General features: G+C 59.8%; 18 protein-coding genes and 1 tRNA gene. 10 read left to right on the forward strand and 9 right to left on the reverse strand.

Features of this window, described 5'->3' with window-relative positions:
* Window positions 1–360: 360 nt before the first annotated feature.
* The 5 genes from WCX49_RS03675 (at window position 361) to WCX49_RS03695 (ending at window position 5,278) form a co-directional block, all read left to right on the forward strand.
* A complete protein-coding gene (locus WCX49_RS03675; protein WP_345986226.1) occupies window positions 361–1,173 on the forward strand; it encodes a formate/nitrite transporter family protein in 813 nt (270 codons plus the stop codon).
* Between the two features lie 55 nt (window positions 1,174–1,228).
* Window positions 1,229–1,669, forward strand: coding sequence for a cyanase (cynS, locus tag WCX49_RS03680; protein WP_345986227.1), 441 nt, complete (start codon window positions 1,229–1,231; stop codon window positions 1,667–1,669).
* 70 nt (window positions 1,670–1,739) lie between these two features.
* Window positions 1,740–3,473 carry a bifunctional protein-serine/threonine kinase/phosphatase gene (locus tag WCX49_RS03685; protein WP_345986228.1) on the forward strand — a complete coding sequence of 578 codons (1,734 nt, stop codon included), beginning with the start codon at window positions 1,740–1,742 and terminating at the stop codon, window positions 3,471–3,473.
* 91 nt (window positions 3,474–3,564) lie between these two features.
* Window positions 3,565–4,788: a hypothetical protein gene (locus WCX49_RS03690; RefSeq protein ID WP_345986229.1), complete on the forward strand. Its 1,224-nt coding sequence runs from the start codon at window positions 3,565–3,567 to the stop codon at window positions 4,786–4,788.
* A 61-nt stretch (window positions 4,789–4,849) separates the two neighbouring features.
* Window positions 4,850–5,278: a globin domain-containing protein gene (locus tag WCX49_RS03695; RefSeq protein ID WP_345986230.1), complete on the forward strand. Its 429-nt coding sequence runs from the start codon at window positions 4,850–4,852 to the stop codon at window positions 5,276–5,278.
* 4 nt (window positions 5,279–5,282) lie between these two features.
* Here the strand turns inward: WCX49_RS03695 and WCX49_RS03700 are convergent, their stop codons facing one another.
* From WCX49_RS03700 to ppa, 3 genes are all read right to left on the reverse strand, one after another.
* A complete protein-coding gene (locus WCX49_RS03700; RefSeq protein ID WP_345986231.1) occupies window positions 5,283–7,838 on the reverse strand; it encodes an HAD-IC family P-type ATPase in 2,556 nt (851 codons plus the stop codon).
* Between the two features lie 160 nt (window positions 7,839–7,998).
* Complete coding sequence (locus tag WCX49_RS03705) at window positions 7,999–8,304, reverse strand: hypothetical protein (protein WP_345986232.1); 306 nt, start codon at window positions 8,302–8,304, stop codon at window positions 7,999–8,001.
* A 3-nt stretch (window positions 8,305–8,307) separates the two neighbouring features.
* Complete coding sequence (ppa, locus tag WCX49_RS03710) at window positions 8,308–8,823, reverse strand: inorganic diphosphatase (protein WP_345986233.1); 516 nt, start codon at window positions 8,821–8,823, stop codon at window positions 8,308–8,310.
* A 215-nt stretch (window positions 8,824–9,038) separates the two neighbouring features.
* Between ppa and WCX49_RS03715 the strand changes: the two genes are divergently transcribed.
* From WCX49_RS03715 to WCX49_RS03725, 3 genes are read left to right on the forward strand one after another with little or no spacing between them, the layout of a single operon-like run.
* Window positions 9,039–9,272 (forward strand): OadG family transporter subunit, encoded by a 234-nt coding sequence (locus WCX49_RS03715; protein WP_345986234.1) that lies wholly within the window; start codon window positions 9,039–9,041, stop codon window positions 9,270–9,272.
* 8 nt (window positions 9,273–9,280) lie between these two features.
* Complete coding sequence (locus WCX49_RS03720; RefSeq protein ID WP_345986235.1) at window positions 9,281–11,065, forward strand: biotin/lipoyl-containing protein; 1,785 nt, start codon at window positions 9,281–9,283, stop codon at window positions 11,063–11,065.
* A 4-nt stretch (window positions 11,066–11,069) separates the two neighbouring features.
* Window positions 11,070–12,395, forward strand: a complete 1,326-nt coding sequence (locus WCX49_RS03725) for a sodium ion-translocating decarboxylase subunit beta (protein ID WP_345986236.1) — start codon at window positions 11,070–11,072, stop codon at window positions 12,393–12,395.
* Window positions 12,396–12,481: 86 nt separating this feature from the next.
* Here WCX49_RS03725 and rimI read toward each other — a convergent pair whose 3' ends face one another.
* Both rimI and WCX49_RS03735 read right to left on the reverse strand, forming a co-directional pair.
* A complete protein-coding gene (rimI, locus tag WCX49_RS03730; RefSeq protein WP_345986237.1) occupies window positions 12,482–12,913 on the reverse strand; it encodes a ribosomal protein S18-alanine N-acetyltransferase in 432 nt (143 codons plus the stop codon).
* Window positions 12,910–13,890: a phosphatidylglycerol lysyltransferase domain-containing protein gene (locus WCX49_RS03735; RefSeq protein WP_345986238.1), complete on the reverse strand. Its 981-nt coding sequence runs from the start codon at window positions 13,888–13,890 to the stop codon at window positions 12,910–12,912. The genes rimI and WCX49_RS03735 overlap by 4 nt, the downstream gene beginning before the upstream one ends.
* A gap of 157 nt (window positions 13,891–14,047) precedes the next feature.
* On the opposite strand from WCX49_RS03735, the gene WCX49_RS03740 reads away from it, so the two are divergent.
* Together WCX49_RS03740 and WCX49_RS03745 are read left to right on the forward strand one after the other, a co-directional pair.
* Window positions 14,048–14,707, forward strand: a complete 660-nt coding sequence (locus WCX49_RS03740) for a ferredoxin-thioredoxin reductase catalytic domain-containing protein (protein ID WP_345986239.1) — start codon at window positions 14,048–14,050, stop codon at window positions 14,705–14,707.
* A 96-nt stretch (window positions 14,708–14,803) separates the two neighbouring features.
* Window positions 14,804–15,112 carry a hypothetical protein gene (locus tag WCX49_RS03745; RefSeq protein ID WP_345986240.1) on the forward strand — a complete coding sequence of 103 codons (309 nt, stop codon included), beginning with the start codon at window positions 14,804–14,806 and terminating at the stop codon, window positions 15,110–15,112.
* A 108-nt stretch (window positions 15,113–15,220) separates the two neighbouring features.
* Here the strand turns inward: WCX49_RS03745 and WCX49_RS03750 are convergent, their stop codons facing one another.
* The 4 genes from WCX49_RS03750 to WCX49_RS03765 all read right to left on the reverse strand — a co-directional run bounded on the left by WCX49_RS03750 (window position 15,221) and on the right by WCX49_RS03765 (window position 19,976).
* On the reverse strand, window positions 15,221–15,655 hold the full coding sequence (locus WCX49_RS03750) for a thermonuclease family protein (protein WP_345986241.1): 435 nt from the start codon (window positions 15,653–15,655) through the stop codon (window positions 15,221–15,223).
* Window positions 15,656–15,698: 43 nt separating this feature from the next.
* A tRNA-Thr gene (locus WCX49_RS03755) sits at window positions 15,699–15,775 on the reverse strand.
* Between the two features lie 32 nt (window positions 15,776–15,807).
* On the reverse strand, window positions 15,808–16,818 hold the full coding sequence (gene glk / locus WCX49_RS03760; RefSeq protein ID WP_345986242.1) for a glucokinase: 1,011 nt from the start codon (window positions 16,816–16,818) through the stop codon (window positions 15,808–15,810).
* The gene (locus tag WCX49_RS03765) at window positions 16,815–19,976 is read right to left on the reverse strand and encodes a glycoside hydrolase family 15 protein (protein WP_345986243.1); all 3,162 of its coding nucleotides are present in this window, start codon (window positions 19,974–19,976) and stop codon (window positions 16,815–16,817) included. Before WCX49_RS03765 ends, glk begins: the two co-directional genes overlap by 4 nt.
* Between the last annotated feature and the right edge of the window lie 139 nt (window positions 19,977–20,115).

Consider the following 20,115-nt stretch of genomic DNA (forward strand, 5'->3'; position numbering starts at 1 on the left):
CCATCACAGAGACATTTTTTCAGCACACATACGTCTAGCGGAGCCGCCGACAAATCTCCGTACAAAGCTGGCAGCAAAAATTTTTTGTGAAAAAGCTGTTAAGTTCTATTTTTAATCACTATGCTCCATCATAAACAGTTTTAGTGTTCAGAAAATAATAAGATTTGTGTACAAATTACATACAATTTCCTGCACTGTAGAATGAAATTTAAGCGCTAGAATTTTTCAGGTTGATCGGACCGTGGTAGCGCTTACAGCACTGCTGGACAGAAGGACCACGCCCTTGCCGATGCCGCTCTCCGAACAGGCGAGCGGGGTCGGGAAGCGGCTTCGATCAACAACACGATAAGGAGATATCCAATGGCCTATTTGGCTCCAAGCGAATTTGTAACAAAAATGGTCGATTCGGGAGAATCGAAAGTCTATATGTCCACAAAGGACACCCTCATCCGCGCCTATATGGCGGGGGCTATCCTGGCACTGGCGGCGGTCTTCGCCGTGACGGTCGCAATGAAGACAGGCTCACCGCTGGTCGGCGCGATGCTCTTCCCGGTCGGCTTCATCATGCTCTACCTCATGAGCTTTGACCTGCTCACGGGTGTTTTCGTCCTCGTCCCGCTGGCATGGCTGGACAAACGTCCGGGCGTTTCGATAGCCCAGATCCTGCGTAACTGGGGTCTGGTGGCGCTGGGGAACCTGATGGGCGCCCTGACGGTCGCGTTTATGATGGCCTTTATTTTTACATACGGTTTTGACACGGACGGCGGCGAGATCGCCAAGAAAGTGGCGGGCATCGGTGAAGCGCGTACGCTGGGGTACCAGTCCCACGGTGTTTCCGGCTGGTTTACGGTTTTTGTCCGCGGCATGCTCTGTAACTGGATGGTCTCCATGGGTGTCGTCGGTGCGATGATCTCCACGACGGTCAGCGGCAAGTTCCTGGCGATGTGGATGCCGGTCATGCTCTTCTTCTTCATGGGCTTCGAGCACTCCATCGTCAACATGTTCCTGTTCCCGTTCTCCCTGATCATGGGCGGTAACTTCACGATCACTGACTACATCCTCTGGAACGAGGTTCCGGTTGCACTGGGTAACCTGGTCGGCGGTCTGGCGTTTACGGGTCTGACGCTCTACGCAACACACGTCAGAACAAGCCCGAAACGTGTGCTGGGGTAACCCGGCATAGCGGCCCCGGCCGCATCCATTCAAAAACAAAAAGGAAATATTTTTTATGACAAAACTTGAAATGACTGAAACGATTATGGCGGCGAAAAAAAGCAGCGGTCTGGGCTGGGAGGCGATCTCCGAGAAGGTCGGTCTCGGTTCCGTGTTCCTGACATCGGCGTGCCTCGGCATGAACAGCCTGAAGCCCGAGCCGGCGGAAAAGCTGTGTGAAGTCCTGGGGCTGGATGCCGCGGTCTCCGAAGCGCTGCAGGAGTTCCCCAACAAGAAGTGGGACCAGACCGTTCCGACCGACCCGCTCATCTACCGCCTCTATGAAGTCGTCGGCGTTTACGGCGAAACCATCAAGGAGATTGTCGGCGAGAAATTCGGCGACGGCATCATGAGTGCGATCGACTTCTCCATGGATATCGACAAAGAGGAGAATCCGGCGGGTGACCGTGTCGTGATCACCATGAACGGCAAGTTTTTGCCCTACAAGTCGTGGTAACACGACTTTTTTTGAGCATCGCCGCAGTGGCGGCCGTGTTCAAAAGGAGTCCGACAAAGATGATCAAGCGATGAATACAGCCGTGAAGCTCACCGTCGGAAGCCACACCGACAAAGGGCGCAAGCCCCTGAACCAGGATTTTCACGATCTGCGCATCCCCGACGATACGCTGCTCTGCACCAAGGGGGCGGCCGCGGCGCTGGCCGACGGCATCAGCAGCAGCGAGGTGAGCCAGATCGCCAGCCAGGTTGCCGTCGCCTCCTTTCTGGAGGATTACTTCAGCACCCCGGAGACCTGGTCGGTCGGCCGGGCGGCCCAGCAGGTGCTCAAGGCGACGAACTCCTGGCTCTATGCCCAGACCAGGCGGGGGCCGGAGCGCTTCGACATGGACAAGGGGTACGTATGTACCTTCAGCGCCCTGGTGCTGCGGGGCAGGAGCGTACACCTTTTTCATATCGGCGATGCGCGGATCTACCGGCTGCGCGACGGGGTGCTGGAGCAGCAGACTGAAGACCACCGCCTGCGGATCTCGCAGAACGAGAGCTACCTTAGCCGGGCCATGGGGATGGATTCGCAGCTCATCATCGACCATGCCGTGTTGAGTGCGGAAGCGGGGGATATCTTTTTCCTGATGACCGACGGGGTCTACGAGCATATCCTTGACAAGGATATCCTGCAAACGCTGCAGGCGTGCGGCGACGATTACGACGCTGCGGCGGAGGCGCTGGTCAACCGGGCCTTGGAAAACGGCAGCGGGGACAACCTGACGCTGATGCTCCTGCGCATCGACGCCCTGCCGGAACAGGCGATCGACGAGCGTTACAAGGAGGTGATCGAAAAGCCCTTCGCGCCGCTGCTCGAACCCCGGGCGGATTTTGACGGCTACCGCATCGTGCGCACGCTCAGCAGGACGAGCCGCAGCCATGTCTACCTGGCCGTCGACACGCAGACCGACACGCCAGCGGTGCTTAAGACCCTCGCGACGGAGCTGCAGCACGACCGCACACAGGTGGAGCGGTTCCTGACCGAAGAGTGGATCGCCCGCCGGGTCAGCAATGCCCACCTGCTCAAGGCTTACCCGCAGCAGCGCCCGCGCGCCTACCTCTACACCGTGACCGAGTATGTGGAGGGACAGTCGCTGGCGCAGTGGATGACGGACAACCCCCGTCCCGATCTCGAGACGGTCCGGCGTTTTGCCGAACAGATCGCACGGGGCCTGCTCGCGCTGCACCGCCGCGAGATGGTGCATCAGGACCTGCGCCCGGAGAATATCCTGATCGACGCCACGGGGACGCTCAAGATCATCGACTTCGGGTCGGTGAAAATAGAGGGGATCCAGGAGACGGTACCGGAGCGCGAGGAGGTACAGATGCCCGGCACGGCGCACTACTCGGCGCCGGAGTATTTCCTGGGTGAAGCGGGCACGCCGCGCTCGGACCTCTACTCGCTGGCGGCGATCCTCTACCGGATGCTCTCGGGCAGCTCCCCCTACGGTCTCAACGTGGCGCGGACCAAGCGGCGTTCTGAGCAGAAAAAGCTCAAATACGTGCCGCTCGCGACGGAGGGGAGCGGCGTGCCGGTCTGGTTCGACGAGGCACTGCGCAAGGCGCTCGACCCGGTCCCCGAGCGCCGCTACGAGGATGTCGCCGAGTTCGTCTATGACCTGCGCCATCCTAACCGTGCCTTCTTGAAAAAGGGGAGGCCGCCGCTGATCGAACGCGACCCGGCCCGTTTCTGGCAGGGGGTCTCCCTTCTGCTCGGGTTCGCCCTCGTCATGGTGGCGGCGCAGTGCCTGGGCGGGTGAAGACCCCGGCGTATTTCTGGGGAGCTCCGCACAGGTGGCGCGGCGTTGCTCAGAGGTACACCCTCGCACGAATAACTAAAGGAATAACTATATGAAAAAATGGATGATATCCCTGGCGGCAGCGCCGTTGATGATTGCTGGAATGAATACGGCGGCGGCAGCCGAAGAGAGTATTGCGATTTTGGACGGTATGAAGGTGAGCGGCGAGATCCGCCCGCGCTACGAGATGGCGGATGTGAAGGATAACGGCCTCGATACGGCCAACGCCTTTACGGCCCGGACGCGCCTCGCGGTCGAAGGGACGCTCTTCGGCCTCGAAGGACTCACCGCCAAAGTGGGGATGACTTCGGTCAACAACTTCGGCTACAACGACTACGCACCGCAGGATGCGACCTATGACACGATCCTCGACCCGCAGCAGGCGATCCTGACCGAAGGCTACCTGGCCTACACGGCGGCCGACACGACCCTGCTCGCGGGGCGTTCCTTCGTCAACCTCGACGACCAGCGCTTCGTGGGTACCGTCGGCTGGCGCCAGATGGAGCGTGCCTACGACACGGTGACGGTTGTCAACAAATCCGTCGAAGGGCTGACGCTGCTGGGCGCATGGGTCTACGGCTACCAGGGGGTCAACAGTAACCCGACGACCGATACGGGTTCGGCGCTGCTCAACGTTAACTACAAGGCGGGGGATGCGCTCACCGTCAGTCTGTTTGACTATATGCTGGCCGACATTCACGATACCTACGGCGTGCGCGTCAGCGGCGTCGTGCCGGTCGAGGGGATCAAGTTCGATTACGCGGCCTCCTACGCGATGCAGACGGACGCGACGCTCGATTATGCCCTCGACACCGCGCCGAAGATCGACGCTTCCTATTACGATGTTGCCCTGGGGGCGAATATCTCCGGCCTCATCGCCGGGGCGGAGTATGAAGTCCTCGGCGATGCTTCCGGCAGCAGCACCAAGGGCTTCACGACCCCGCTGGCGACCCTGCACAAGTTCCAGGGGTGGGCGGACGTCTTCCTCGGGCGCACGGCCGGTAGCAACAACGACGGTTTGGCAGACCTGAGCGTCAAACTCGGTTATGCCGCGCCGGGCTTCGGGAAACTCCTGGGGCTTTACCACAAGTTCGATGCGCTCTCCGGCGTAAACAAGGACCTTGGAAGCGAGTTCGACGTGTTGTACGCAAACAGTGTCCCGGGTGTCAAGGACCTCGCCTTCCTGGCGAAGGCGGCCTTCTATTCCAAAGGCGACACGGGCAATGACGTCACCAAAGCGTGGCTCCAGCTCGATTACAAGTTCGCGACGAAATAAACCGACAGGCGCGGTGCCGCCTCCGGCCGCCGCGTCCTAAAGACGACAAAGGAGTTTGACCATGAGTCTGTCCCAGGAAACGATCGAGATCATCAAGGCGACGGCGAAGCCCGTCGCGGAAAACGCGGAAGCGATTACGGAAAGGATGTATGAGATCCTTTTCGAGCACTACCCGGAAACGCAGCTGCTCTTCAAAGACGCGTCGCCGGACCAGCACAAGAAACTGGCCGCAGCCGTCGGGGCCTATGCCGCCAATATCGAAAAGCCGGAGCTCCTCGGAGCGGCTCTCGAGAAGATGGCGCAGTCGCATGTGCGTGCCGGCGTACAGCCTGAACACTACCCCGTCGTCGGGGTATCGCTGCTCACCGCCGTGAAAGAAGTGCTCGGTGAGGCGGCGACGGATGAAGTGCTGAGCGCCTGGAAAGAGGCCTATTTCTTCCTCGGCGATCTTCTGATTGCCCGTGAAACAGCGCTTTACGCCACGGCGTAAAGGCTTACTTCCTTCTTAGGCGGACGAACTTCTCCGCCTCCATCACGACCACCAACCCAAACGAAAACAGCAGCAGTTCCGTCCAGACCTGCAGCGACACCGGTTCCAGCGAGAGCAGTTGCTGCGTCCAGGGAAGCTGCATGGCGGCGATATGCACGGCCTGCGCGGCAATGATCGAGAGCGGCAGCAGCAGGTTCTTGAAATGGCTGACCTTGAAGAGGTAGCGCGTTTCGCTCCGGCTGTTGAACGCGTGCAGGTTCTCAAAGAGGACCATCAGCAGCAGGGTGTCGTTGCGCGCGGACTCCACCGGGACACCCTGTGCGAGCAGCGTATAGAAAACCCCGAAACCGATCAGCCCCATATAGGCGGCGCCGAGGACGATGCGCTGGATCATCAGGGCGTTGAAAATGGGCTCTTTGGGCGGGCGCGGACCGCGCTTGAGCACGTGCGGTTCGGCCGGTTCCAGCCCCAGGGCGACATCCTGGATGCCGTTGGTGACGAGGTTGAGCCAGAGCAGGTGGATGGGCAGTAGCGGCACGGGGGTGGCGAAGGCGAGGGAGAGCAGCACGAGGATGATCTCGGCGAGCCCGGTGGAAATGAGCAGGTGGACGACCTTTCGGATATTGTCATAGGCGCGGCGCCCTTCCTCGACGCCGCCCACGATGGAGGTAAAGGCATCGTCGGTGAGAATCAGGTCGGCGCTCTCCTTGGCCACGTCCGTGCCGCTTTTTCCCATCGCGATGCCGATATGGGCGCTTTTGAGCGCCGGGGCGTCGTTGACACCGTCACCGGTGACGGCGACATAGTGACCCAGCCCCTGGAAGGCGCGGACGATCTGCAGCTTCTGTTCCGGCGAGACGCGGGCGAAGACGCGGATGTCGGCCAGGGAGGCCGGATCGCCCCCGTTCTCATACCAGTGGCTGAGCGCCTCCCCGTCCATGACCTGTTGCATCCCCGCTGCCATGTTGAGCCGCTTGGCGATATGCAGCGCCGTTTCAGGGTGGTCGCCCGTGACCATGACGACCGTGATACCGGCTTCGTGGCAGTGGGCGAGGGCGGTCTCCACGCCGTCGCGCAGGGGGTCGGTGATGGCGGCAAGGCCTGCCCAGATGAAGTGCTTTGATGCCATGGCTTCTTGGAGGTGCGGCGTCGCGGTGTCGGCATAGGCGACCCCGATGAGGCGGTACCCCTCCCGGGCCAGGCTGTTGACCTCAGCGAGGAGTATGTCGCGTTCGGAAGGGTCGATGCTGCAGGCCGCGAGGATGACTTCGGGCGAGCCTTTAACGGCGGCAAAGTAGCCCGTCTCCGTCTCGATCACCGCACCGGAATACTTCTGGGCGGGCTCATAGGGGATGAGATCGGTTTTCGGACGTTCCATCCGCTCCAGTATGGCCGCGTTTTGCCGCTGTGCGTAGAGGGCCAGGGCGACGTCGACCTGGTCGCCGCCGAAGGTTCCCTGGCGGTTGCGGTAGGCTTCGTTGGCGATGACGACTGCTTCGAGTGCCTTTACCGGGTCTGCCGCCCCCTCAAAAGATTCGACGCTGAGCCGGTTCTGGGTCAGCGTCCCCGTCTTGTCGGTGGCAATGAGGGTGCAGGAACCCAGTGCTTCGATGGCCGGGAGTTTGCGGACGATGACGCTGCGCCGGGACATGGCGACCGCCGCCGAGGCGAGGGCGACGGTGATGGCGACGGGAAGCCCTTCGGGAACGGCGGAGACGAAGAGGGCGACCGTGAGGAAAAAGACCTCGAGCAGCGGGGTCCCTCGGAAGAGCGACAGTGCGATGATCAGCAGGGAGATGACGCCGACGGCGGCCGCGATCTTGAGGGAAAAGGCTTCCAGGCGCGCGATGAGGGGGACTTTGACGGCGGATTTCCCGATGAGGAGTTCGGCGATCCGCCCGATCTGCGTATGCAGCCCGACGGCGCTGACAATGCCCCTGGCGCGCCCGCTGGTAATATAGGTCCCGGCGAAGAGCATGTTGCTGCGGTCGCCCAGGGGGAGATCGGGATCATCGAAAATGGCCGTGGCATCCTTGCCGACTTCCAGGGACTCGCCGGTCAGCAGCGACTCGTCGGCGGAGAGGTGATAGGTGTGGATCAGTCTGAGGTCGGCCGGGACCTTGTCCCCGCTCTCGATCACCACGATATCGCCCAGCGCCAGCCCCGCGGCATCGATGAGCTCCTCTTTGCCGTCTCGGAGCACCTTGGCGAGGGTCGTGACGCTGTGCCGCAGGGCATGGGCCTGCCGGTCGGCGCTGTGTTCGAGCACCGTCCCGATGGCGGCGTTGATGATCAGTACGGCGAGGATGAACCAGGCATCAAGATGTTCTCCGATACCGAAACTGATCAAAGCGGCGATAAGCAGGATCAGGATAATGGGATTTTTAAACTGGGAAAAGATTATGCGCAGCAGGGGCGTCGGAGGGGCGACCGGCAGGGTATTGGGGCCGTCGCGCTTCAGGCGTATAGCGGCCTCTGCCGTACTCAGGCCGCTGCTGGTGCAGTCAAAATGCCTGAAGGTCGTGTCGATCCCGAGGGTATGGTGCGCGTCGAATTCCATACACCTATTGTATCAGGAGATCAGGCGAATCGGTACGGCGGCGTTCAGCCCTTGTCGCGGTTGAAAAAGGCAAGGCCGAGGGCGACGACGATCAAGACGCCGAAGGTGACACCCCAGATAAGCAGGTTGATGTCCCCGTCGAGAGGTGGATTGGTCGGATTCATGGTTGCTCGCTTTCATCCCGGGTCAGGTAGACCCAGTAGTCCCGGTAACTGTAGCCCCGGTTCAGGAAATAGAGTTGCAAAACGGCGACGCGGTAGAGCGTCAGCACCATCTTGGCAAAGGGGACGGCGAGGCTGAGCCCCGCGAGCCATCCCTGCGGTTTTTTCCCGCGGGTTTCCAGCATGGTTTCCACACCGATATTCTGCATAAGGTGCCAGCTGAAAAGGAAAGAAAAAATGAAGTTCGCCACCACCCCGAGGAGGGCGACGGCAATGAGGTCCTGTTCGAAAAGACCGAAGAGCACTGTTTAGGCGTTCTCGATGGCGTCTTGGAGGATTTTGGTCGCAGCAGCCTTGTTCTGGTAGTCTTTGACCTTGACCCATTTGCCCGGCTCGAGCGCTTTGTAGGTTTCGAAGAAGTTCTTGATCTTCGCCAGAGTGTGTTTCGGCAGGTCGTCGATGTCCTGGATCTCTTCGAAAGTCGGGTCGATCTTGGAGACCGGCACGGCCAGCAGTTTCTCATCGATACCGCTTTCGTCTTCCATGATCAGTACACCGATCAGGCGGCAGTTCACGACGGAACCGGCCTGCATCGGGTACTCGGTCAGAACGAGAACGTCTGCCGGGTCGCCGTCCTGGGAAAGGGTCTTGTTGACGAAACCGTAGTTGGCCGGATAGTACATTGCAGAGTGCATGACGCGGTCGACGACGACGGCACCGCTCTCTTTTTCAATTTCATACTTGATGTTGGACCCGTAAGGGATCTCGATCACCGCTTTGACTTTGTCCGGGTTTTCTCCGTAACCGATTTTGCTCAAATCCATAGCGTTCTCCAAAAATATTTGGCGTGATTGTAGCAAAGCAGACCTCTAAAATCCCTGTAGGGCTCCAAACCGGATGGCGGCGTATGGTAACAGTCCAGGCTTAGGGGGATCGGATTTTGCGGTTATATCATACGGTTTTTATCTTCTTTTCTATACTATAAGCCGAGTAATTTTGATGAAAGCGCAGGCTTTCAAAACTGTAACAAGGGTAGATCATGGAAGTGAACCTCGTAGCCGAGGGGCTCAAATTCATGATGCTCGGTATGGGCATCGTCTTTTTGTTCCTCACGCTGATGATTTTTTCGATGAATGTGATGTCGAAGATCATTCACCGCTATTTCCCGGAACCGCAGGCGGCAGAGTCGGGAAAGTCCGCTCCGGCAGCGGCGGATAAACTGAAGAAGGTGGCGGCGATTGCCGCGGCCATTCACCACCACAACACTAAGTAAGGATTGGCATGGCGAAAAAATTCATTGACGTGATGGATACGACGTTCCGCGACGGCTTTCAGTCGGTTTTCGGCGGACGGGTACTGCTGGGCGACTTCCTGCCGGCGGTCGAAGCGGCAAAAGAGGCGGGGATCACCCACTTCGAGTTCGGCGGGGGCGCACGCTTCCAGGTGCCTTATTTCTACCTCAACGAGAACGCTTTTGACAATATGGACAAGTTCCGCGAGATCGTCGGTCCCGACGCGAACCTGCAGACGCTGGCGCGCGGCGTCAACACGGTCATGCTCGACACGGGCAGCCGCGAGCTGGTCGACCTGCACGCAAAGATGTTCAAAAAGCACGGGACGACGACGATCCGCAACTTTGATGCTCTCAACGACGTCAACAACCTCATTGACAGTGGCCGCAGCATCGTCAACCACGGCCTGAAGCACGAAGTCGTCGTGACGATGATGGACCTCCCCCCGGGATGCGAAGGGGCGCACACCGTGGATTTCTACGAGAAGATTCTCCGCGACATCCTCGATGCGGAGATCCCGTACGACTCCGTCTGTTTCAAAGACGCGACCGGTACTGCCAACCCCCAGAAAGTCTACGAGACGATCAAGATGGCACGCAGACTGCTGCCGGAAGGGACGCATATCCGCCTGCACACGCAGGAGACTGCCGGTATCAGCGTCGCGCAGAACCTCGCAGCCCTCGAAGCGGGCGCGGACGGTATCGATGCCGCCGCGCACCCGGTCTCCGGCGGTACGAGCCAGCCGGACCTGCTGGTGATGATGCACGCCATCAAAGGCAAGGATTATGACTTCGGCTTCGATTTCGAGAAGATCCTCAAATACGAAGCGACGCTCAAAGAGTGTCTGGCGGACTACTTCATCCCGCCGGAAGCGACCATGGTCGAACCGCTGATCCAGTTCTCCCCGATGCCGGGCGGCGCCCTGACGGCGAACACGCAGATGCTGCGCGACAACAACATGATGGACAAGTTCCACGATGCGATCCTCGCGATGCGCGAAGCCGTGGAAAAAGGCGGTTACGGTACTTCCGTGACGCCGGTATCACAGTTCTATTTCCAGCAGGCGCTCAACAATACCCTGATGGGGCCGTGGAAGAAGATCGCACCGGGTTACGGCCGTATGGTCCTGGGCTACTTCGGCAAAACGCCGGTGGCACCGGATGCCGAGGTCGTCAAGATCGCCGCGGAGCAGCTCGGACTGGAGCCGACCACGGAAAAGGCGATCGATCTCGCCGACAAAGACGAAAAGAAATCCGTCGCCTTCTGGACCAAGCGTCTTGAAGAAGAGGGGATCGAAACCACTGAAGAGAACATCTTCATCGCAGCAGCCTGTGATGAAAAAGGGATCACCTTCCTTAAAGGTGAAGCGGAAGTCAACGTCCGCAAACTTTCCGAAATGCAAAACGAAAAAGAGGAGTGCACAGGTATGGGTTCAGGAAACTACACAGTCGTCGTCGACGGTCAGAAATTCAGCGTTCAGGTCGCCGAGGGCGATGCAAATATCCAGGTGACAGCGGTTCAGGGCGAAGCGGCGGCACCTGCAGCGGCACCGGCCGGTGAAGGCGAAGAGATCAAGGCACTCCTGCCGGGCAACGTCTGGAAAGTCGTTGCCAACCCGGGCCAGAGCGTCGCGGAAGGCGAAAAGATCATGATCCTCGAATCCATGAAAATGGAGATCGATGTCCTTGCACCGCGCGGCGGCGTCATCAAGTCCATCAACGTCAACGTCAACGATAAGGTCGTCGAAGGCCAGGTTGTCGCGGTAATCGGATAAGCGGATGAGAACACTGTTTATCAAACTGCTGCTGGCATTGTCGCTGTTCGGCGCCGTGTCGGCGTCGGCATCCGATGCCCATGGCGCGCATGAGGCGCCGGCCGTGGAGCAGAAAGCATACGAGTCGCAGAGCATCGGCCACCTTCTGGCCAATTTTGCCAAGTCAACCGGTGTCTATGCGATCCTCTTTCCCAATCCGGACGAGATGAGCGCCCTGGGTAAACCGATGAGCGATTTCCACAAAGGGTGGGGGCGCGTCATCATGATCCTGGTGGCCTTTGTCCTCTTCTACCTGGCGATCGCCAAAGGCTTTGAGCCGCTGCTCCTGCTGCCGATCGGCTTCGGGGGCCTGCTCTCGAACATCCCCGTCGCCGACATCGCCGGGCCGCACGGCTTCCTGGGCGTTATCTACCAGGCGGGTCTCGCGAACGAACTCTTCCCGATTATCATCTTTATGGGTGTCGGGGCGATGACCGATTTCGGCCCGCTGCTCTCCAACCCGAAAACGGCGCTGCTCGGCGGTGCCGCGCAGTTCGGGATCTTCGGGACCCTCGTCGGGGCGGTCGCGCTGTCGCAGTACACGGACCTCTTTGACTTTACACTCCAGCAGGCATCCGCCATCTCCATCATCGGCGGTGCGGACGGCCCGACGTCGATCTACATCGCGACGAAACTGGCGCCGGAGCTGCTGGGGGCGATCGCGGTCGCGTCCTACTCCTATATGGCGCTAGTACCGATCATCCAGCCTCCGATCATGAAAGCGCTTACCAACGCCAAAGAGCGCAAGATCAAGATGACGACGCTGCGCCACGTCAGCCGCATGGAGAAACTGATCTTCCCGATCATGGTCCTTGTCCTGGCGATCCTGGTTCTTCCGGATTCCACGCCGCTGATCGGTGCGTTCGCTTTCGGTAACTTCCTCAAAGAGTCCGGCGTTGTCGAGCGTCTCTCTGACACGCTGCAGAACGCCCTGATCAACATCGTCACGATCTTCCTCGGCCTCGGCGTCGGCTCCAAGCTCGCCGCGGACCAGTTCCTCGTCGCCGATACCCTGGCGATCCTGGCCCTGGGCCTGGTCGCTTTCTCCGTCGGTACGGCCGCGGGGGTCATCATGGCGAAAATCATGAACCTCTTCCCGGGGACGAAGATCAACCCGCTTATCGGTTCGGCAGGGGTTTCCGCCGTCCCGATGGCGGCGCGCGTCTCCAACAAAGTCGGTATGGAATACGACCGCAACAACATGCTGCTCATGCATGCGATGGGCCCGAATGTCGCGGGTGTCATCGGTTCCGCCGTCGCCGCGGGTGTCATGATCAGTATCTTCGCGTAAGCGCAGAAACACCTTCGCTTTCCGGGGCTTCCCGGAACAGCTTCTTCTAACCGATCCCCTATTTTTTTACAGTGTCATAATGCAGATCAGCGCCGCATCAGGCAGGCATCGCAGCCGTCGCGGTAGAAGGCTTTTAAGGTCTTGAGGGTTTCGAAACCGAAACGTCTGTAGAGAGCGATCGCCGCGTGGTTGTCGCATCTGACTTCCAGAAGCATGTGGGCAAAGCCGCGCCGTGACAGTCCGGTGAACATCTGTTCCAGCAGCAGTGAGGCGATGCCCCTGCCGCGGTACTCCGGGGCAATGCCGAGAGAGTAGAGCTTCGGTTCGCGCCGCCGTACCAGGGCGAGGATATAGCCGGCGATCTCCCCCGTTTCGCTTTGGGCGACGAGCAGCAGGCTGTGGCGGATATGGTAGTAGAATGCCCGGCGGCTGAGCGGATAGTTCGCCTCGCTGAAGAGCCTCTTCTCCAGGCACTCTAGCGCCGCGGCATCGGCAGCAACGGCAGCCCTGACCGTCATTTCTGGTAGATGGTGTATTTGGGCACCAGCTTGAAGGGGCGGTAGGACATCTTCACCTTCTTGAGGTTCTCGAACCCCATGTCGTCGCCGACGTTGATATAGGTGATGCCGTACTTCTCCTTGAGCAGTTTCGAGAATTCGCGGAAGATATACTGCGCGCACCCCATCACTTCGAAGTCGGTCTTTTCGATGATGACGCAGGCGGTGTCGTTGCTGATGCGCTCCCCTGCCGTAAAGCCCTTGATCTCCCCGTCGATATAGATGACGAGCCCCGTCAGCTGGAGCGCTTCGTAGTGCTTGAGCATCCGCTTGACGGCGTGGCGCTCCTGGTGGATCCCTTCGAGGAAGACTTCCGCCTCCTCCCTCGGCATATATTTCACCCGGTCGGAAACCCACTTGTTGAAGAGCGCCATGATGCCGTCGAAGTGCTTCTCGCTGTCGAGCTCCTCGACATAGGCGTCGGGATAGGAGTTGCGGAAACGGTTGATCTCAGTGCGCTTCGTATGGTAGCTGTTGCCGCGCAGCTCGATAAGCTTGTCGACTTCATAGACGTAATCGACGAGCTTCTTCTCGAGGATGTAGTGTTCGAGCATTTCGAACATGCTCTGCGCTTCGTCTTCGCTCTGGATGAACTCTTCGACGGTCGATGCCTGCACGTAGTCGATACGGGCGTAGTAGGGCGAGGAGTTGTTCGCATTCATGATCTCGAAACACTGTACGATCGCCTTGTCGACGTTCTTCTTCTTCCCGATGGGCGGCAGGAGCATCGTCAGCTCCCCTCCCGTCATGACGAAGAGACAGAAACATTTGTTGATGAGGGCATAGAAGCCGCTGCTGTTCCCCAGCCAGATGTAGTTGGCGGCGAAGGTGTAGTCGCTGATGTCGACGTCGACCTTTCCCAGAAATTTTTCCAGGATAGGTTTGGCTTTGAGGCCGAAGGGTTTAAGTTCCTGCTTGTTGATGACGAGGTTCGCCATGGGGTTGGGGTGTCCTTGAGACGGAAATATTTGGGCGGAATTTTACTCCGCTTTTCGCCGTTTGCGTCAAGGAAATTTTCGGAGCCGCAAACCCGCGCAAACAAGGGCACTTCTCTAACATTGACGCAGTATAATTGCTTTGCAAAAAGGATTGAATATGCTAAAAATGATGATCGGATTCATGAAAGATTACTGGAAGTACCGTGACGCGGTCAAAAAACAGCACCGCTGGATCGTGAAGTACGCCGCGCAGAAAGGGTATGCCATCAACCCCAGCCTGATGATGAGCAAGAACCTCGAAGTGTGGCTGAGCGAGATGGAGGCGACCTTCGGTAAGCGCTACTGCCCCTGTTTCGAGCCTTCGGGGGACGCGAAGCTCGACAAGCAGATGTGCTGCCCCTGCGAGTTCATCGACGACGAGATCGACGAGTACGGTACCTGCCACTGCGCGCTGTTCGGTCGCGGGGACCTCGACAAGGCGGGCTGGAAGGCCTCTTCGCAGCGCCTGATGGGGGAGTACCGCGTGCCGCTGAACATGAAAGAGGGCGTGCTTGACACGCGCGGCATGCCGCTCGACCCGCGCCGCGGCCTGCCCATCCCCGACGCCATGCACCAGATGAAAGCGACGCTCAACGGGTACGGCGGCAAGACGCTGCGCATGATCGTCGAACGCGATCAGGAGGCGAAGAACCTGGAGACCATCGCCGCGTTCAGGGGCTACGGCTTCTCCAAAGCGGAGACGGGAGACGGCATCGCCGTGACCCTGGACCTGGAAGGCGGAAACGCGCAGGGCACATCGGGAAGCTGCGGACAGTAGACCTCTTCTCGCCAGGTACGGAGGGGTTTTTAAAATCTAAAGCGATTTTCCCTATACTGTAGATATTGATATATAATAGTCAAAAAGGGGGATACCATGAAAAAGCTCGCACTCATGCTCGGACTTACCGTATCACTGCTGGCGGTGGACAAATGTGCCGTCTATGCCGTCAAATATGCAGAGGTCCCGCAGATCAAGGTCGTTACGATCAACGGTTCGTCCACCTGCGAAACGGGGACCGTAGTCATCAAGATCTACGACGGGAAAGGGCAGTACCTCCAGACGATCACCGCACCGATCGAAGACAGCGCCTTTTCGACGCAGTTCGAAGGCACGACGGCAAACGGTCTGCGCTTCAAACACTCCGTCATGGACAGCAACGGGACGGTCCTGGACCGCTATTGAGACGTCCAGAGGGAACGGGTTTTGTTCCCCATGATCCACTGTTTCGTTATACCCGAAATGAACTTTTCGAGGTAAAAAGTTTCACGAAGCAGTCCTGGGGTGTCATCATCAGCGACACCAATCCTTCGTCTTTGTCCCTCCGTCATACGGAACGGCCAGGCCGCTCGTAATGAGGCTCTGCCCGATACTCTTCCCATCCGCATAAACATCCGCCACGACGCGGAAATATTTGCCGCGTTTCATGTTGCGGAGTTCAACCACTTTTGCGTTGTGGAGCAGGGCGATCGTATGCTGCTTGGCTTTGCGGGCCATCAGCTTCTCGGCCTGGCACTTCCCTTTCATCTCCGGGGTGTCGATACCGTTGATCCGGATGCCGATGCGTTCGCCGATCAGCTGGGGCCATGCATTGACTGTGGCACGGAAGGTGTCCCCGTCATAAACGCTCGTAACCTCGTCGACTCTCATGGAACCGAAGTTTTTGGTGTTGATCGAAGCCGCGGTAAGGGTGTGGCATGCAAGTAAAATAGTCAGATAGAGTTTCAAGTAGGTTCGTGCTTTATGTCCCAACGTTGGGAGAAATTGATAGTGGTGCTGATGGGGAGACTCGAACTCCCGGCCTCTTGATTACGAATCAAGTGCTCTAGCCAACTGAGCTACATCAGCATTCAGGGGCCGGCATTATACGACGAAATTTTTTATTCCGCAAGGCCCAGAAGGTTGTCTGCGGCAAAGTGCGCCGCGCCGTCGAGGGCGGTTTCGGGATTGAGCGAAACGCGGACGGGCATTGCCGCGAGCAGCGGGGAAAAACGTCCCTTGGCCCGGAAGCTCTCCATGAAATACTGCTGCAGAAACGGGAGGATTTTCGGCGCGATCCCCCCGCCGATATAGACGCCCCCCGTTGCCATCGTTTTAAGTGCAAGGTTCCCCGCTTCGGCACCGTAGATCGCGGCAAAGAGTGCGAGGGTCTCCCGGCAGAGGGGGTCGTTGTGCAGCAGCGCCCCTTCGCTGATCTTCGCGCTGGGGTCTTCGTCCGGTCCGAGGCGGCGCATGAACTCCGGTTCCGGCGCGATAAGCTTCGTTTTCAGAAACTGGTAGAGGGTGTAAACACCGGGTCCGGAGAGGACGCGCTCGGTGCTGGCATGTGCGGGATGGCGTTCCCACAGCCAGGAGAGCAGCTCCTGCTGCAGCGGCGTAGCGGGGGCGAAATCGCAATGGCCCCCTTCGGAGCCGACCGGCTGATAGCCCTGGCCGTCAAAAAAGAGCATGGCTTCGCCCAGCCCGGTCCCGGCGGCGATAACGGCACGGTTGCCCGCCCCGGGTTCGGCGGCGGGGTTGAGGTCCACAAAATCGACGTCGTCAAGGTAGAGCATGCCGTAGGCGGTTGACTCCAGGTCATTGAGCAGCCGGACCCGCGGTGTCTCCAGGCGTGCCTGCAGCTGCCGCGTGTCGATCTCCCAGGGGAGGTTCGTCGTTTTGCAGACGCCGCCGATGACGGGGCCGGCAATGCCGAAACAGGCGGCATCGATCTGCGCGATGGCCGAGGCGTCGAGGAAGTGGTCGACGATCGATGCGAAATCCGCATGTTCGCGGCTGGCATACTGCCGTTTCGTTTCAAGTTCGAGGCCCGCTTCGCGGAGGCGGTAGAGGGCGAGGTTCGTCTTGGTCCCGCCGATGTCACCGGCGAGGATAAGCGGCGAGCGTGTCATTCGAAACCTTCTTGCAGGAGATGACGGAACGCGTCAACGAACGCGGCCTCGGTGTCTTGGGGAGAGCGGTGATAAAACGCTTCCCAAGCCTGTCCGCGCTGTTCGTTGTAATGGGCGTCCCCGTGTTCCGCGGTCCAGGCGAGGCGCACCGCGTGGCCGATAAGCACATCCAGAACGATATCGTTTTCGACCTTTAGTTCGGGATTTTGGCGGAAGAGCCAGGTAAGGCTCTCGATCGCCTCGAGGTTGAGCTGGCGGTACTCCGGGGCCTGGATACCCTGCAGCAGGGCGTCGATGCGCAGTTCGAAGCTGCGCTCTCCGGCGGTGGTATCGAGGGTCTGCTCGCTCCCGACACGGTTGGCGCTGTCGTATTTGTCCCCGATGACGATGCCGTCGCACTGCTGCAGCAGGTACCAGACATCCTTGTAGAAGCGTTCGGCGTGGTGCCCGATCAGCCCGGCATCGTGGCGCCACTGCATCCAGTTCTCCACCTGTGACAGTTCGGTGATCCTCGCCACGGATTTGATGTGCGAAAAGCCCGAAGCGCGGAGGTTTTCCATCTCGTTCATGCGCCGCCGCTCGGTGGCAAAGGTCTGCAGGACCTCCCGCAGGCGGTGCAGGATCTCGTGGGGGGCCAGGGTGAGGAGGGTTTCATAGGCGTCGCCCACCGCCTGGGAGGTCTCGCGGCTGATGCGGCTGACGAGCAGCTGGACGAAGTACCAGGTCCGCACGGTGATGAGCTGATCGAACAGTTCCGGTTCGATGCGGATGAGGTGGCCGAGGTGCAGGATGATCTCCTGGGTCAGGACCGTTTCGGCGGCGCTGCTGCCGCAGTAGGCGTAGATGGTCTCGACGATGCCTGTACTCTCCACCGGGTGGCAGAAAGTCGCTTTTTCGAAGTAGGCTCGCCCGACGGCGAGGCGTTTCTGGCGGATGATGATATCGAGCAGGACGTCTTCGAGGCGTTCGTCATAGCGGTAGAGCAGGTCCGCCAGGCGGCGGACGGCAGCCCAGTCGTGGCGGGCGGATGCGGCTTCGTACTGCTGTTGCGCGATCTCCGTGAGGGGCAGCTCGCCATCGGCGGTCTGCACCGCAAACGCTTCGCCGTGACGGCGCCACAGCTGCTGCAGCGCTTCGACGGCGCGCGGGTCCGGTGCAAGCGCATAGAGCAGCTCTGCCAGGGCCTCATCATCGTGCTGCTCGATCTGCTGGCGTTCGGCAAATCCCAGCTGGTAGGGGACAAAGGTCCCGGTGTCGCTTACGGAGGTGCCGCGCAGGGGGCGGAATGACGGGGCTTCGGGCAGGAAATCCTTGCGCGCACCCATCTGTTCGCGGGAGGCGGTGCCCAGCAGGGTGTGCAGCGGACCCGATTGGACCGCCGTGCCGCAGCAGCTGCCGGATTCGACGGCGCGGAGCAGCTCAAGCACGCTCTCCTGCGTTGCCCCTTCAAGCATGTCGTCACGCACGAGCAGCAGCATCAGAGGCCGTCCGGGCTGGTCCCAGTTTTCGGCCAGGAACTTCAGCGACGAGCGGACATGTTCGACGAGCAGGCGGTTGTCGTAATGGAGATAGAACGCCCGGGGGTCGAAGTGGTAGGGGAGGAAGACGTACGTTTCGTCGCCGACCTGGTAGAGGCGCGAGGTGGCGATAGTGCGCGAAACCTGCTGCGGCCGTCCGGAGAGGTGCAGTTTCCGGTTGGCGCCGACGCTGCTGAAAAGACGGGTGAGTTCCGAAGCGTGCAGGACTTTTGCCGGCGCGGCTTCTTCGAGGGTTTCCGTACGGATACCGAGGGCATGGAGCCGCGCTTTGACGTCAGGACTTTCGGCGACGACGGCGACGAGCGGTGTGGTCGTCCGGGTCGCTCCGACGCGTTCGCGCCGCCGCAGCGGGTCGATGTCGTCGGGGATGAGCAGCCCGTCGTCGAGCAGGGAAGCAAGCAGGTAGAGGCTCTGGGCCCAGACAAGCGGGACGTTCTCATTGGGACGGCGCTCCTGGGAACCGGGGGCGGCTTTTTCCGCTTCGATGGCTGCCTCGGGGACGATGTAGAGCTCGGGCAGCAGCCTCACGCCGTCCACTTCGACAAAGAGCGGTTCGAGTTTCGCTTTCCACTCCTGTGCTGCCGCCGTATCGCCGCGCAGCAGGGCATCGAGCATCAGGTAGGTGAAAAAGAGCGGCCACTCCGATTCGATGTGCTCGAACTGGCGCAGCTCTTCGGCTTCGTAGTGGAGGCGGGAAGTGTCTTCGAGCACGCTCTGGTGCCCGTCGAGCAGGAAGCGTTTACACCCATAGCGGCCGGCAAGCTTCTTGCGGATCTTCTGCGCCGTTTTGCGTGCCAGTTCGGCATCTTCGACGGCATAGGCTGGATAGCCGATGATGCTGAGCAGCGCGGCATCGGTCTCTTTGGAAGTCGATTCGCGCGGCAGCAGGCCGTGCAGGGTGAAGCGGGAGCGCGCGATGTCGCTGGCGACGACGTGGATCACCCCCTCGAGCCCCCGGGAAGTGCCGTAGAGGTTGAAACCGTCGAGGGCTTCCAGGGCGGCCTTGGCCATGCCGACGGAGCTGCAGTTGATCTCGGGGTCGCCGTGGTTGATCTTGTTCCCCCGTTCCCAGATCCCGTAATCGGGGGTGGCGTAGGTGCGGCTGATGTAGTGCACGAGGTTCTGGACGAAGTCGACTTCGTCGTCGGTGTAGACGATCTGCAGCCCCGAGGCGGTCATCTGGGCCAGCATCAGCAGAAACAGCGAGGTGGCGTCGAGCTGCAGATGCCCCCACTCGTTGTCGGCGACGACCGCGAGCCCGCTCTGGGTGCCGTACTTGGCGTGCAGGGCATCGAGGGGGTTCTGGGTGCGTTTGAAACGCTCGACGCGGTCGGACTGGCGCATCATGGCCGTGAGCAGGCCGCGCATCAGTTTGACAACGCTGAGCGAGAGCGAAAGGGAACGGGCATTGGCAGGGTCATGGCGTTTGTAGGCCAGGGAGAGGCCCCAGACGCAGAGGATACTGTAGACGTTATCGCGTACCCAGGCATCGGTATAGTCGCCGTGGGCGTTGACCGCCGTACTGGCGGGCAGGAGCCCCGTGACGGCATCCTGACGCTCGAGGATGATCTTCGAGACGGTGTCATAACGCTCGGAAAGTCGTGCTTCGAATGTCATCATTCCTGTCGTCCCGCTAAGAGATATTATTGGGCTGATGATAGCATAAACGCCCATGGTCGGATGGAAGAGAGCTGACGTTTTTTTGACCATAGGCAGGAGTTTGAAATTCTCCGAAAGGCAGGGAAGAACAGACGAATTA

Source organism: Sulfurimonas sp. HSL-1656 (assembly GCF_039645585.1).
Taxonomy (GTDB): Bacteria; Campylobacterota; Campylobacteria; order Campylobacterales; family Sulfurimonadaceae; genus Thiomicrolovo; species Thiomicrolovo subterrani.

Excerpts from the sequence above, each read along its gene's own strand:
- WCX49_RS03675 (WP_345986226.1), top strand. The coding sequence starts at position 361 with ATGGCCTATTTGGCTCCAAGCGAATTTGTAACAAAAATGGTCGATTCG.
- cynS (WP_345986227.1), top strand. The coding sequence starts at position 1,229 with ATGACAAAACTTGAAATGACTGAAACGATTATGGCGGCGAAAAAAAGC.
- WCX49_RS03685 (WP_345986228.1), top strand. The coding sequence starts at position 1,740 with ATGAATACAGCCGTGAAGCTCACCGTCGGAAGCCACACCGACAAAGGG.
- WCX49_RS03690 (WP_345986229.1), top strand. The coding sequence starts at position 3,565 with ATGAAAAAATGGATGATATCCCTGGCGGCAGCGCCGTTGATGATTGCT.
- WCX49_RS03695 (WP_345986230.1), top strand. The coding sequence starts at position 4,850 with ATGAGTCTGTCCCAGGAAACGATCGAGATCATCAAGGCGACGGCGAAG.
- WCX49_RS03700 (WP_345986231.1), bottom strand. The coding sequence starts at position 7,838 with ATGGAATTCGACGCGCACCATACCCTCGGGATCGACACGACCTTCAGG.
- ppa (WP_345986233.1), bottom strand. The coding sequence starts at position 8,823 with ATGGATTTGAGCAAAATCGGTTACGGAGAAAACCCGGACAAAGTCAAA.
- WCX49_RS03715 (WP_345986234.1), top strand. The coding sequence starts at position 9,039 with ATGGAAGTGAACCTCGTAGCCGAGGGGCTCAAATTCATGATGCTCGGT.
- WCX49_RS03720 (WP_345986235.1), top strand. The coding sequence starts at position 9,281 with ATGGCGAAAAAATTCATTGACGTGATGGATACGACGTTCCGCGACGGC.
- WCX49_RS03725 (WP_345986236.1), top strand. The coding sequence starts at position 11,070 with ATGAGAACACTGTTTATCAAACTGCTGCTGGCATTGTCGCTGTTCGGC.
- rimI (WP_345986237.1), bottom strand. The coding sequence starts at position 12,913 with ATGACGGTCAGGGCTGCCGTTGCTGCCGATGCCGCGGCGCTAGAGTGC.
- WCX49_RS03735 (WP_345986238.1), bottom strand. The coding sequence starts at position 13,890 with ATGGCGAACCTCGTCATCAACAAGCAGGAACTTAAACCCTTCGGCCTC.
- WCX49_RS03740 (WP_345986239.1), top strand. The coding sequence starts at position 14,048 with ATGCTAAAAATGATGATCGGATTCATGAAAGATTACTGGAAGTACCGT.
- WCX49_RS03745 (WP_345986240.1), top strand. The coding sequence starts at position 14,804 with ATGAAAAAGCTCGCACTCATGCTCGGACTTACCGTATCACTGCTGGCG.
- glk (WP_345986242.1), bottom strand. The coding sequence starts at position 16,818 with ATGACACGCTCGCCGCTTATCCTCGCCGGTGACATCGGCGGGACCAAG.
- WCX49_RS03765 (WP_345986243.1), bottom strand. The coding sequence starts at position 19,976 with ATGATGACATTCGAAGCACGACTTTCCGAGCGTTATGACACCGTCTCG.